Raw genomic sequence first — 13262 nt, 5'->3', positions numbered from 1 at the left:
AGCCCGCTATCTCGTATCCTGAGACTTCTCGATTTCACTGCGGCTCAACCCCTTTACGTAGCTGTTTGCCGATGGCGTAGGCGGGCCTTTCCTCAGGGCTGCGGCGGGCACGCCGCGACGGTCTTGGCGTCCTCAATCAAGGTTTGCTCGCGGCATGAAAAAGGGCTGGGAGCATGGCTTGCAACGGGCTTCCGTCAAGCCCCGGATTTCTCGGAATGTGACGCAGGTTTATTTTTGGTCAGGGCGATCCGCCACGGGTGGCCAGCTTGATCAAGCACGGCGGTCACATCGGATAAGCGTATCCAGGGTGGATAATACGGACCACCTGACCACCTGCGCTTAAACAGACTGGCCGCACGTTACCTAAGTCATTGAAATTTCGAGTAAGCCACCTGACCACCCAGCGCGGCCCACACGCCCCTTAAATATGGTCGAGTGAATGCCTGGTCGGGGCCATGCTTGAACAGGTTGGCCACGCGTGCGCAAAGGCTGGCCACGAAAAACACCTTATTTTCAGCGATCAAGCCTCATCGTTTGGCGGCCGTGGTGTGGTCACACGGTTCAAGCGCTGCCGGTCAGATGGACCAGAATGATCCGAATATCCGGATCTGGCGATGACACGCAGAACGCGAATGGATCAAACCAACGTTTCGACCGGTCAAAACGAGAAACGCGCCCTGAGGCGCGCTTCTACGGGAGACGGATCATGCGGCGGTTTTCCGGGGTGGTGGCTTCAAATCAATGAATTCGGTTTTGTGGATCAACCGGCTGCACAGTCCGTCAGCTGTCGTCGCATCGTCGAAGTCGTCGTCCCAGTCTTTGATGTGATGCGGGGAGACCACCATGGTAGAGCGGTGATGACGATGCCTGCCGTCAATGATTTTCAACAACTCGTGGCCCTGCGATGTCGTCGCTTTTTGAAACGCAAAGTCATCGAGGATCAGCAGGTGAACACGGATCAACTGCTCGCTCAGCTTGCGCCTCTGGGCACGGTCCGCTTCCTCTTCAAACGCGGCCCATAGGTCTGGCACGCGCCAATACTTCACCCCCAGTTCCGCCAGCCGCGCTTCCCGACCCAGGGCGCTGGCCACATAGGTCTTGCCTGCACCACTGGGACCGGTGATCACCAGCGAGTGCCCGCGGCGGATCCATTCACACGAGCACAAATCGGAAAAGGTCCGCACGCTCAGTCCGCGGCTGGCGCTGGGTCGCACATCGGCCATGCAAATGGACGTCGGCAAGTCAGCCTCGTGCATGAAGCGCTGGGCGCGCTTGTCTGCTGCCGCCTGGATCTGGGCGGCCACCATCGCTTCGACGCACTCCAATGAAGTCCTGTGCATGTTGGCAGGCTGGTCTATCCATTCTTCCAGGCACGCCGCCATGGGGCCCAGACGCAAGCCTCGGAGGTCCTTGATCGTTTGGGTCAGCATGCGGCCTCCTGCGCCATCTTGGCGAAGGCTTTGGATCCCTGGGTGTAGCGACTGCGTCGCACGGCTGGCTTGGTCGGTTGGTCCGTGTGCTTGCGGATCATGCGTCGGAGGGTGGACACAGAAAGCACGTTCAAATCCATGGCGTCACCGGCGGCGCGATTGACCGCTTCCGTGCCATGTTTTTCAGCCAGCGCTTTGATCTCCTCACAGGCCGGGAGTGCCGCCACCGGATGCGACTTGCCCAGCTGTTTTTTGATGAACGCGTGGACATTGGGTCCCGCGCGCTTGGCCCAGGCAATCATCGCGTCGGGGGTGCGGTCGTGCCATGCCCGGTGATCGCCGGTCAGGTGATCAGGATCGGTGGTGTGACCGCCGCGTTCGAAGCTGCGCGCGTGGCTGGCGACGCGCTCGGTCTCTCGGAAGATGTCCACACGGTCGTCGGTGATCCGCGCATCCACGCGTTGACCGGTCAGAGCGTGGGGCACCGAGTAAGCGTGATGGTCTACGCGCACGTGGTAGTCCTTGGGCACGCGCAGGATCGACGTGCATTTGGCATAGACGAACGGTTCGACTGGCAGCGGATTGAGCGTGCCGCGTTCCAACTGTTCAAAGCGCTCACGTCGGCTTTTGCCATACGTCAGCATGCGCCGGTTGTTGAGGTCTTCCAACAGGTTCGCCAAGTCGGCGTTGAGATCATCAAGCGAATGATGGACCCGATCGTGCAGGCGCACGACGATGTGGTTTTGCACGATCTTGACGGCGCCTTCCACCATGGCCTTGTCCTTTGGGCTGAATATCCGCGCCGGATTGATCGCGACGGCGTAGTGCCGTGAAAACTCCTCGTAGGTCCGTTGCAGCACGGGCCGCCGTCCGGGCTTGATGACCGCGGATTTCAAGTTGTCACAGACCACGGCCAGCGGAACACCGCCGAAATAGGCCAGCATGTCCACATGGGAGCGGATGAAATCCGGCACCTGTTGGCTGGGCGAACAAATAGCGAAGATCAGGGATGACGCCGGCAACACGCCCACGAAAAGTTGAACCGCAATTTTCTCGCCGGTGCTGGGGTCGGTGTAGGTGGGCAGCGGGATGCGTTTGCAGCCGGCGTAATCCACGAACGCCTCGTGACCGGCCGTGTGCGTCAGCACCATGCTGCCTGGCTTGGTTCTTCGATAGGCCCGCATGCGGGTAGCAAGCTGGGAATAGCTCAGGGTGTTGTGAGGGTCTTCGCGCCGATAGTCTTCCCAGAGGATTTGAAGCGGCACGCCGTTCTCGATGCGTTCTTGCAACATGGCGAAGTCAGGAACGCGTCGGGTTTTGTTGCCGTTGGGGTCACGGTTGAAGCGCTGACGCAACACCGAAGGCGGCAACTCCGATACATCGGGCCACATCACCGATTTGGCGCTGGTCAGGCGCCGGTAACGGCCCACGGTGGTTTTTGAAACACCGACTTTCAAGGCAATCTCGCGATTGGAAAGCTCGGTGGTGAGGAGTAATTGAAGGGTGCGTTTGAGGGGCACAGGGTGTCTCCATGTTGATGGGGGCCGACGATGTCCCGACCGTCGGCGGCTGTTTTAGGCAAAGGGGAATCGAGACGGCGCCTCGCTTCACGAGGCATCGACTTGACAGGAAGGAAAGGGGGGCCTAAAAAAGGCGGGCAGTGAGGGACCTACCGCACCGCACTTAGAAGGGTCGAGAGTTAGCGCTCTCGGCCTTTCGCATTTTTAGACCAGGAAAATTAGGGTGGGGAATGCATCGGCCGGCTCCTTGAATGGCGTCGCCCCGCGGCGCGGGGAGGGAGCTTTGTAGTGGAAAAACTGGGCCTGTCAATCGACGCAAAACTAGGCTGGGCGCACCGCTGCACCCACCTTTTGAAATTCCTTTAGCTTTAGCAACTTAGCATCGCAGGTGCTAAGGTCTGCGAGCGTTCGGGCGGCGCAGGGTTTCAGCTGACCGCGACGCGAGACGACCGATCAGAAGAAGGTGTGGCGAAGTTATCCCGCGTTGGCCATGGCGGCTTTGAACGCGGTTAGCGTCTGCGTGTAGCCCCACCGAAATCGGGCAAACGAATGACCGTTTGCGAAGTGGCGATAAGTCCACTGTTTGGCATCCCAGCCGGAAGCGACCAAGTCGGAGAATGCGAAAACAAACTCCAACGCCTCAGCGAGGAAAAACACGAAAGGCTCAGCGCGTTCGAGCTTGAACGATGTTGATGGGCCATGGACGAAATGATTGCGGCACTTGATGGCCATCCGCAGCACGTATTCCATATCAGGGAAGACATCATCCATATCTGATCCGACAACCATCCATCGGTGAAGCACTTTTTTGGGAAGAGAGGGCTGCCCCATGCGCGTGATGGCCGCAATGGCACTGTCTCGATCTTGGCTCTGCGAAAACGCTTTCAACGTCTTGATAGTGGAGGCTTGGAAGTCGGCGAGATCGCTCGGCAAAGTTTGAGCAGGAGGCAAAGCGTCGGAAGGCAGCAGGTCAAACATGTTGGCAGCTGCCACCAGTCGATCCACGTCATAAGTATTTCGTTTCTCGATGCAACTGAGATAACGGTTTCTGACGATCTTTAATTTTTCGTCGCGATCAATCCAATTTTTTAGCACCGTTGAAAACTCTTCGGGGTGCTTGACCGGATCAAGCGGCAGATCGTGGGGCTGGGGCTTCTGGTAGTCGCCATGAGGTCCCTTGGGGGCATAACTCCAATACACCCTCAGCGGGTTCGTCCCATTCGCGTTAGCCGTGATCGTTGTAATTTCTATAGGTTTGATTTTTTGGGGACGTCCTGCCAACAGCGACAAAAAGCGACGCAGCAGAGCAATCCGGTCTATGGCTTCGGAAAAATTGATGGGCTGGTCAGGTTCGATGGAAACAAGCAACTCGTTGCGGATATCCACTTCACCTGGATGTCCAACGCTAGAGGTTCGCCTGCGTTGGACCGCAATTTTCCCCACGGAGGTTTCCACTTCGATCACAGTCATCTTGCCTGTGAAATAGCGAACTTCTGGCCATGGGCCAACTTCAATGGGCCGCGTTTTGCGTGGACCTGCCAAAACAGCATCCATGATCGACGATGCGTCAATGACGACACCGAAAGCATCAAAGTCATTAAAAAGCGTCGGCAGATCGCTCGCCGAAAAGCGAAAGCGACGGATATTTTTGGCATCGGGATCAAGATGCTCATCGCCAACCGCAACGTAGTGTGGGAAGAATTGCGTGTAGTGATACGAATTTTGCCCGCGTGAGCGGTGGCCCTGAGAAGATCGAATGCATTCGATACAGGTGATTTTTTGTCCATCCACGCTGGAGCCATGGAAGTGCTGAGACGAACTGCTTTCAGCCATCTTCCCACCACTGCTGAGCGTCAGGGTGCTGTTGGATCCTTTGATCAACAGCTCCCCAAACACCTCCTGATCGGTCACCCAAAAGGGACCATGGAATGTGGATCGCTCTTTAAGCCGCTTGGCCATTGACAGTGAAACCCCATGGCGATGATCAGACACTGCTGCACCATGGCGTTGAGCTTATCGGAGTGGAACCGCGCGTGCTGGTTAGCCGGCGCTGAGTATTCGGATCCGATCGACCCATTCGGTCCACTCGTGCGACGGCTGGTGAGGGCTCAGGTGGAACCGCCGCTCCGCCAGGTGCTTGGCGCGATAGTCCGGATCATCCACCTGTGCCTTGAGGCCTTTCTCAACAGGAAAGAGCTGTGCCCCCTTGAGGTTTCCCGTCCAGCGCTCCTGACCGTCGTTGTAGATGACCAGCGCGCGCCCCGTGCGATCCGCTACGATGGCTTCGATCACCTCGCCGTCCACATTTCGCCTTAAACGGCTCCAGCGCTCGGCTTGGATCTCAGCTTCATCGGCCATTTGGTGGAGGGCAATGGAAGCCTTGTCACCCGAAGTGGCGATCTTACTATCGAGTTCGTCATCTTCGGCCTTCAACCAGTCTTTGATGTGGCGTCCTGCTTGGCTTCCTGACCGCTCGGCAAGTTCGTCGCCTTGAGCTTTGGCTTCGTCACGGGCTGCCTGGGCCAGTGCTGAACTCAGGCCGCCGGCCAACACGGTGGCTTTCCCGTCGTGTTCCAGTTCCAGCACATAGCTTTTCTCAGCCAAATTTTGCGCCATGAGCTGACCGGCGATCGCGTAGCTGTTGGCGGCAATGAACACTTGTCCACTGCGTGCATTGCGAACGGTCCAGGCGTAGATGTCGGCGCGCGCCACCTCCCGGCCACTCGGCAGTCGCACTCCTGTCGCTGACACCGCAAAAGGGGCCCGCTGAACTTTGCGATGGCGATTGATCAGAGCCACGTAGCTCTTGGCAATCAAAAATGTCAGCACCACGAAGATGACCAGAAAGACCACCGGCCAGTTGCCACCGCTCATCATGTGCATGAACGACGCCACGGCAGCGCCCGCCACGCCACCGAAGATGGCGCCGAAGACCCAAGCGAACGCGGCATAGCCGCCGATGTCTACAGGCCTCGCATGGATCACGGTCCATTCGCCATCCTGAGTGATCGTCAGCGGAGCATCGCCTTTCGATGATCCCGCGTTGCCGATGCCAGCATGGCCGGATCCTACGGAAGCTGGCAGAGTGTAAAAGGCGATCCCCGAGAAAATGAGCCAGAACAGCAGGCCGTGGTAATACAGCCCATACGAATAAAATAGATTTCGCGCGAGCACCATCAGGACAAACCAGCTCACAGCACCCACACCAGCAGATACGGCGACGCGCTTGATGGAAAAGTTCATGGGGCGGCTCCGGCGTCCGCGTTGCCGGCTTGATCGAAACCAACGACCCACAGCGATTTCCCCGCCATCGTGTTGATGCCTTTGCTTGTCGGGTCCTCATAGCCACAGGCATACATGGCCCGCAAAAGGATCTCGTGATACTGCGGGAGCAGGGCTTGATGGGTGCCCCAATTCAACGAGAAAAGGTTGTGCGGCGGGTTGGGGCCAGTGTCCCGAGTGTTTGATGAGTCGGCATGGGAAATGCCTTGGATGTTCTGGGCTGAATCCATCTTGTAGATCGTCTGTGACGGGTCGAATCCACCGGTCGCGCCGAGCGTTTGCGTGCCGCCCATATCGTCCCTAATTACCAAGGGTGCGTTGCACACTTCGAATGTCTCGTCATGGTGGCTGCTGGGCGAACGCCAGACGGTCGCGCGCGCCGTCCAACAGGGGAGGGAACTTCCCCATTTGGTGAAATAGATCGCCGCGCGAGGCCAGGCGTCGCCCTGCTTCCAATGGTCGAACAGGCCTTGGAACTCCCCGCCGGGGGCGGGAGAGATGGGGCGAAAATAGGCGCCCGTCGTCGTGGAGGTGCCGGCAGGCGAGACAGTCCCTTTCTTGCCCAAGACGGCAGAAGCGGATTGGGAAACCGCTGAACCGGCGCGTTGTAGAAAACCTTGGAAGCCGGCGCTTTGAGCCGAGGCCAGCGGAGCGGCGACGAGCAAAGCCAATGCGGCCGTCGCGTTAAAAATGAGCGTGTGAATGCGTTTCATCGTGGGTCCCTGTTTGGTGCGGGAGACGTTCCGTCGTCCAAGGAACCCCGCTGCTGTCCCTGGCAATCGGAGAATAACGTCGTCCGCGACAAAATAATGCAACCTTGACTAAACGACTAACGTAGGCCGGCGTAACGCACTCTCGCTTATAGTGTTGGAGCCCGATGAAGTGATCGGGGAACGGCAATGGCAACCAAGAAGGCGGCAGCGAAAGCGCCGAAATCGCTGTATCGACCGGAAAATCAGGTCTTTCTCAACACCCTGCGCACGATGCGGGAGGATACGGGCCTTAATCAAACCGATTTTGCGGAGGTTCTGGGTCGTTCCCAAACCTACGTGAGCTCCGCAGAGCGGGGTGCTGTGCGGTTGGATGGCCTACAGCTCAAGGACTGGTGCCGGGCTTGCGGCACGACATTGGTGGCTTGGGCCACGGAGATCGAAAAGCAGTTGCCCCCTGTCAAGAAAGTAGCGCGTAAGGCGATACGCACGCCGACATAATGCCATCGCCTCGCTCTCAGATGTTTCTATTTGATGCTGCTGTGGCTGTTGCCTTGAACAAAATTCCAACGACAGAGCCACTTGTGTGATTGACCGCTATCAGTCGCGCAACGACGGCGCCAGCCAGGACAGGTCCGTTTGATCCCTGGGCGCGGCCACTCATCCATTTGGCGTAGATGCCGACAGCATGCCCGAGTGGACCTGGCCGACAATCAGGTGAGCGTGGACAATTTTTTTGATAGGCAATGCCGCTTGGAATGAGGCGTTGAACCTTCGCCTTTGCGTGGGTAACGAGGCGGCCGTCGGCATCAATGCTCAGACAAAAACGCCACCTCTCGGGTGGCGTTTTTGTTAGGCAACCAAACGTAAGTGAGGTGCTGCTTTAATTGGCGGTGCTTGCAATAGCGCTTTGTTGGATTCGGAGTGGAAAAGCGCCGTGGCTTCTGCCTCAATGGTTGTCAGCAGTTCCGCGCGATCCGCGCCCTTGCCGGCAACAACGCGCTTGTGAAGTGCATTGAGATAGGTGCGGTAGCCATCCAAGGCTTCCGTATAACGACGGGAACCATCGGCAAGGATCTCTTCACCAAGAACGATTTTCTCGGCTCTGGCCGCCATCAGATATTCCAGGTGGATACCCGACGGGATGACGTCCAACATCGCTTGGACGAACCGGGTGAGCGCGTGGACATGCTCCAGCGACACCGATTGATCATCCGCAAAGGTCAGCAGGTTGGCGATGAAGCCTAAGTTTTGATTTCTTGCACTCATCAACTTAGGCAACATCGTGGTGATCAGGTCCATCGAATCGGCGGAGACCTGGCGATCGCTCATGAGGAATTTGCAGGTTTCCAGGTCACCCAGATACGACGCAATCCGCTCCATATAAAAGACGGTATTTTGCTCGTCAATCTTCTGAGATACCTGGCCTACCGCTCGCCTGACTTCGTCGATCTTTCCCGCCAAATAGCGCGTTTGAACGATGATCACGCCGACGATGATGCTGGTGGACGCGGCAGCTGTCAGTATGGTGGTTAGATTGGCTGATGACGTGAGCGCTTGAACGCTGCTCATCAGTTGTTTGGACGCCATGTCCTGGGTAGTTTCGATAAACGGTAGGTGTTGGATAACCCCTGTGCGCCCGCTGCCCGCCGCCCAGTAGGCAACGCCGTCATGGATGGCGGCTTTCCCCTGGCCGAGCGCAGCCAAAAGCGTCGCATTCAACTGGCTGACATCGACGATCCAGATTTTGTCAAACATAGGCGCGCCCTCAGAACCGATCTTGGTGGGAATGCTCCAGCCGCAAATATGCGACATGGATCACTGCAGGAATGGTGACGCGATAGGCCGCTCCCGTGAACGCTGGAACGGTCGTGGCCGCTGTAAAGGCCCAGCCCACTGGACCCGCAAACATGCTTATGGTGCGCATGAGCGTGCCCGTGGCCGCAAATGAAAGCCCTCGACCAATGATTAGTTTCGCAATGGTCTGCGCCAAAATGGTTGCCATCTTATAAGAAGCGAACCCGCCCGCCCGAATGGCGATCTGAAGCGCGGAGAGGGCAGCGGCTGGCGCTAACGTCGCATCAATTCCCACTTCCTTGCGTAACTCGTCTTGCTGGCTGGGGTCCATTTTTTCCCAGCTGTCCCCAAACACTTTGGCCAGGATATCCCGCTCAATATCAGCCGCCGAATGTTCCTTCGTGAATTTCACGCTCATCTTGCCAGCGACATCCCCGACGATTTCCCGATACAAGACACCCGATCGACGAACAGCGTTGACGGCGCTGTCGCCACCGAAATACTGAAGTTCGGCAGCAATGAGCTTCCAGTTTTTCTTGTATTGCTCCGGATCCCCGTGCAGTTTCTTGAACGCTTCATTATTGAGGATTTCGCCGGTGTGGCGTGCTTGGCCATCCTTGTCGTGGGTCAGATAGCCCGCGAGGCCGCGGATTTGTTCTTCGGTAACGAGGCCCAAAAAATCCAAGTCTGGATCGGGCCGGTAGTTCAATGTCATGCGTTCAATCCTTGAAAAGAGCGATCCGCTCGATGGCGGGTCAGGAATGTAATGACGCTCCCAGGCGTTTGGTGATGCCTGGGCGGCGCTTGTGTTGTGTCGAAACGAAATCCTCGCACAAAGGCTTGAAACTTTGTGATTTAGCTTTCTTCTGCAGCGGCTTTCAAGCACATGCGCCAACCCTTTTGAACCCCTGCAATGACGACCCAAAGCCCAATAAACGCAAAAACATTCTTTGCCATGACACGCTGCCTCAATTGACCTTCATAAAGTTCAACCACAATCGGGAAACGCGACCGTGGCACCTGATCCTATGCTGAGCGCGACAAATCTCACTGATCGAGATTTCAAGCGGTCATTGCAGGTCCAGTGCTCAACGGCTCAAGCATGTCCCGCCAGATGCTCGATCTTCGGGTAGTTCGCTACGTTTTTCGGAAGGCGCAGCGTTTTGCCATCGAACTGCTCGTAGTCAGTCCCACGAAGCGACGCCGCGATGTGGACGATGAACTGGCCATCAATCCAAAGATGCTGAAGGTCGTAAAGCGTGTGGATGTCAGAACGGAGCAGCAGCCCGTTATCGACGCGGTTGGTGTGTTCGCCCTTGTAGGGAATGATGTGCGCCGCTTCCAGGATTTGCACCACGTTGCATCCCGTGACAGCGCAACGGTCTTCATATGCCTCCCGAAGCTCAGCTCGGAACTTGGGTTGGCCCTGTCGCTGTGTGACTGCCCGCATGATCTGCTGGCGAGCGTCGTGCTTACTATTGATGGGCGGCTGGGGCTCGTGCCATTCCAGTTCTTCCGCCGTTTCCAATGCGGCCTCGCCCAACGTGACCTCGCGGCCTGCAACGATGAGTTGGGGCTTGCCCTGATAGTCAGGCACGAGTTCCCAGACACCGTGCCGGGCAACATTGTAAGGTTCATAGGTCGTACGGCCCACGCCATCCTTGTGCTTATAGAGCATGTCATACCGATTGTTTTGATCCGATCGAAGATCAGCACCAGAACGTTTGCGCTGGTAGAACCCGCGACTGCTGTCGTTGACGGTCAGCAAACTCAAATCAGCTACGGTATTTGCCGCGTTGTAATTCGGGTGAACCGATTGAATGTAGTCACGGATCTGGGCGGCACTGACAGGCGTGCCTAGGCGCGCGTGTAGCGCTTTGACGGCATCACCAACCAACCAGTAAATTTCCGGCCCAGTGATGCCCAGGCCGTGATCCAAATGTTCGCCATGTTCTTGGAGCAGGGCGATCAACGTTTCCGCGGCCTCGGCGTCGTATGCCTTTTCGCGGGTCTGGCCGGGAAAACGCACGCCTGCTTGGTCGTATGGGATAGCTTTGTTGACGTCCCGGATGACGTATTTCCAGTCCACGCCCCGTTCGTGTTGATGATCCGAAAGCGAACCGGCAAGCAAGCTGGGGTGGAGCTTATAGGAACTCGCGTCTTTCACTTGACCTACGCCTACGAAACCCTTGCCGCTTACGTAGGCCAGCACCCAATCTCCCGCAACCATGTCGGTCAAAATCACATTGCCCCGATCATCGGGGTCGGCCAAGAAACCGGCCGTGATGACCTGGCGCTCAATGTTTTGCGCCCACCATTCACTGGTTGGTGGCTTGCCAATGTTGAACCGGTAATACGTCATCGTCCTTGCTCCCCTTGAAATCCAAAAATCATTGTATCGAGCGGCCGCATAGGATTGATCCGTCGGCTCAGGGTCTGCAAGAGCTCCCGATATTCGCGTCGATGGTGCTGTCAGGCCTTTCCAAACTTCTCGGCAAACTCACCGAGATCCATGCATAAACCTCCTTCACTTTTCCAAGTGCGTTTGGAGATTGCGTCATCTTTGGCACGGGTGAGGGCAGGGCGCCACTCGGTCACACGCTCAATTGAAAACCCATCCAGCTCGGTGGGTTCCACAAGCACGAGACTGCGGTGACGACGAAGCTTTTTCGGCGAGTAATAAACAGCGTATTCGTCCTTCTTGAACGCCTCCCCTTTGTAAAAGGTGAAACTGATTAGGTCTGCATCTTTCGGAATATCCGTCCAGCCCTCCCACGCATGCGGTTGGTGCCCAGTCTGATTTTCATAATCTTCTGCATCTTTCTCACCCTTGGTGCCGAGCGGATCAATCGAGATGACCACGTAAACACCGCGGTTCTTGAACGCGTCGGGATCGGCGATCGCGGCCGCCAGAATTTTTCCTGACTTGGCTGTCGCTTTGGGGCGCAACCGCTGGCGCTCTTTCCAGTTTTCGCGGGCTTTTTTGAGAAGTGCCGGAGTTATCGAGCGCCCGGCTTCCCACTTCCGTTCAAACCACTGTTGGGCACTGGCTATGGCGCTTGGGTCGTCCGACAGGATTCCTAGTTCATGCCAACGGGTAGCTTCTGTGCCCTCGGATCCCAAGCCGTTGGCGGACGCATTGGCACTGCCGACCAACACGCCGTTTTCTGAGATGAATGCCTTGGCGTGAAGCCTCGGCAAATGGAGCACTTCGGCGCCGGGTATTGCAATCAGACGCTCAACCTCGTCTGGATTGCTAGCGCCCGCTGACAAATCAAGAAGCACACGCAGCGGCCCTTCGGCGGCGTCGAGCTTGAGTTCCTTGACGGCGCCATTGCCCCAGAAGGCGACCGCAATGTCCAGTTTCCCCCTCTGCTGTTGAACCCATTGAGCGGTGTGCTGTTGATTCTCGAAAAGTTGCGGATTTGACATGTCGATCCTCGGCCGGTGCGCTTGGAAAATAGGGCTTCACGATAGCCCTATCAGACCCAAACAACATCGCTGAGAACACGAAAATTTCTTGCAAGAGCGGCCCTGCGGTCGGCTTCCCCGGTCAAGGGCCGCTCGAAGCCCGTGTCCTCGCCGTTGGCTGCGGGCCGCACCAGCTTCTCCCTGTCCGCTGCGCGAACCCTCCTTGACCGCGCCTTCCTTCGGACCACGGCGGCTGCCATCGGCAGCAGGCGAACGCCTGCTGCCTTTCGGTGAAAGGCCGGCAACCACGAACAGGAAGCAAAGCCATGGCCCGCACCCAAACCCGTGATCAGATCCAATCTCTGGACCAACTCCGTCAGTGGTTACCGAAAGGAACCCGCGTGTTCACGATCCTGCGCAACGTCTCCCGAACCGGCATGTGCCGAGAGATCTCTGTGGTGGTTTGGTTACCTGGGGAAGGGCGACCGATCCATCCGAACCATCACGTCTGCCAGGCCCTGGGCCTGCGACGGGGAAAGCAGGACGGCGTCGTGCTCCAGGGCTGCGGCATGGACATGGGTTTTCATCTGGTCTACGAGCTTTCGCATGCACTGTATGGCGACGCTGATGCTTTGACACACGAATGGTTGTAGGTCGCCACGCTCAATACGCTCGGCAGATCCAACAGGGCTACCCCGCCTGGCACGTTCGACCGGTGCGCCATTTATGTTTGAGGACTGGCGTTCAGTGCCGGCGCGCTGATAGCCTTATGCACCCACGGGTATTGTTTGAGGTACTGTTTCGGTCACCCGATTTGCTGTTGTTCTTTTTGAAGAAACAACGGCTTAGCGTGGTGGTTGTGACAGGTCCCTTCACCCGCTCCAAAATTTGAGCCATAGCAGGCTAAGTGATTGTCTTAAATAAATTTAATGGCAAAGAGGCGTTGCTTAAAACGGCCTACTGGGTACGGTCTTGGGTATTGTTTCGATGCCAAAGCCTCTCTTTTTTGAAGCGCCCTATCGGCTCTACGTTCGCTTCCTCATTCCCCAAGATCTTCGGGTCACCCTGGACGGGCAATATGTTGCTGCCCGTCCACTCCATTTGCCCACGGG

The 13262-nt window shown here is 57.2% G+C and carries 11 protein-coding genes; 2 read left to right on the top strand and 9 right to left on the bottom strand.

All coding sequences use genetic code 11. The annotated features are described in order from the left end of the window. Positions 1 to 704 precede the first annotated feature (704 nt). The 5 genes from HDE78_RS07310 to HDE78_RS07290 form a co-directional block, all read right to left on the bottom strand. Positions 705 to 1430: an ATP-binding protein gene (locus HDE78_RS07310; protein WP_179477866.1), complete on the bottom strand. Its 726-nt coding sequence runs from the start codon at positions 1428 to 1430 to the stop codon at positions 705 to 707. Beyond that, positions 1424 to 2950 (bottom strand): IS21 family transposase, encoded by a 1527-nt coding sequence (istA, locus tag HDE78_RS07305; RefSeq protein ID WP_179477865.1) that lies wholly within the window; start codon positions 2948 to 2950, stop codon positions 1424 to 1426. Before istA ends, HDE78_RS07310 begins: the two co-directional genes overlap by 7 nt. Before the next feature lie 474 nt (positions 2951 to 3424). Continuing rightward, positions 3425 to 4942: a hypothetical protein gene (locus tag HDE78_RS07300; RefSeq protein WP_179477864.1), complete on the bottom strand. Its 1518-nt coding sequence runs from the start codon at positions 4940 to 4942 to the stop codon at positions 3425 to 3427. A 48-nt stretch (positions 4943 to 4990) separates the two neighbouring features. Next, positions 4991 to 6193 (bottom strand): hypothetical protein, encoded by a 1203-nt coding sequence (locus HDE78_RS07295; protein WP_179477863.1) that lies wholly within the window; start codon positions 6191 to 6193, stop codon positions 4991 to 4993. After that, positions 6190 to 6945, bottom strand: a complete 756-nt coding sequence (locus tag HDE78_RS07290) for a hypothetical protein (RefSeq protein WP_179477862.1) — start codon at positions 6943 to 6945, stop codon at positions 6190 to 6192. The genes HDE78_RS07295 and HDE78_RS07290 overlap by 4 nt, the downstream gene beginning before the upstream one ends. Before the next feature lie 186 nt (positions 6946 to 7131). Between HDE78_RS07290 and HDE78_RS07285 the strand changes: the two genes are divergently transcribed. Next, the gene (locus HDE78_RS07285) at positions 7132 to 7443 is read left to right on the top strand and encodes a helix-turn-helix transcriptional regulator (protein ID WP_179477861.1); all 312 of its coding nucleotides are present in this window, start codon (positions 7132 to 7134) and stop codon (positions 7441 to 7443) included. A 351-nt stretch (positions 7444 to 7794) separates the two neighbouring features. On the opposite strand, the gene HDE78_RS07280 is transcribed toward HDE78_RS07285, so the two are convergent. The 4 genes from HDE78_RS07280 to HDE78_RS07265 all read right to left on the bottom strand — a co-directional run bounded on the left by HDE78_RS07280 (position 7795) and on the right by HDE78_RS07265 (position 12171). Continuing rightward, complete coding sequence (locus HDE78_RS07280; protein WP_218862109.1) at positions 7795 to 8757, bottom strand: DUF3939 domain-containing protein; 963 nt, start codon at positions 8755 to 8757, stop codon at positions 7795 to 7797. Continuing rightward, positions 8711 to 9454: a DUF3944 domain-containing protein gene (locus HDE78_RS07275; protein ID WP_179477859.1), complete on the bottom strand. Its 744-nt coding sequence runs from the start codon at positions 9452 to 9454 to the stop codon at positions 8711 to 8713. The genes HDE78_RS07280 and HDE78_RS07275 overlap by 47 nt, the downstream gene beginning before the upstream one ends. A 381-nt stretch (positions 9455 to 9835) precedes the next feature. Beyond that, entirely contained in the window at positions 9836 to 11101 is a 1266-nt protein-coding gene (locus HDE78_RS21030; protein ID WP_255457684.1) for an HNH endonuclease, read from the bottom strand. A gap of 110 nt (positions 11102 to 11211) precedes the next feature. Beyond that, positions 11212 to 12171 carry a phospholipase D family protein gene (locus tag HDE78_RS07265; RefSeq protein ID WP_179477858.1) on the bottom strand — a complete coding sequence of 320 codons (960 nt, stop codon included), beginning with the start codon at positions 12169 to 12171 and terminating at the stop codon, positions 11212 to 11214. Positions 12172 to 12476: 305 nt separating this feature from the next. Between HDE78_RS07265 and HDE78_RS07260 the strand changes: the two genes are divergently transcribed. Next, positions 12477 to 12803 (top strand): hypothetical protein, encoded by a 327-nt coding sequence (locus tag HDE78_RS07260; RefSeq protein WP_179477857.1) that lies wholly within the window; start codon positions 12477 to 12479, stop codon positions 12801 to 12803. Positions 12804 to 13262: the final 459 nt, after the last annotated feature.

The sequence above is a fragment of the Rhodanobacter sp. K2T2 genome (genome assembly GCF_013408815.1).
Taxonomy (GTDB): domain Bacteria; phylum Pseudomonadota; class Gammaproteobacteria; order Xanthomonadales; family Rhodanobacteraceae; genus Rhodanobacter.
The sequence above is the reverse complement of the archived record's forward strand: the minus strand, read 5'-3'. Positions and strand labels throughout refer to the sequence as shown.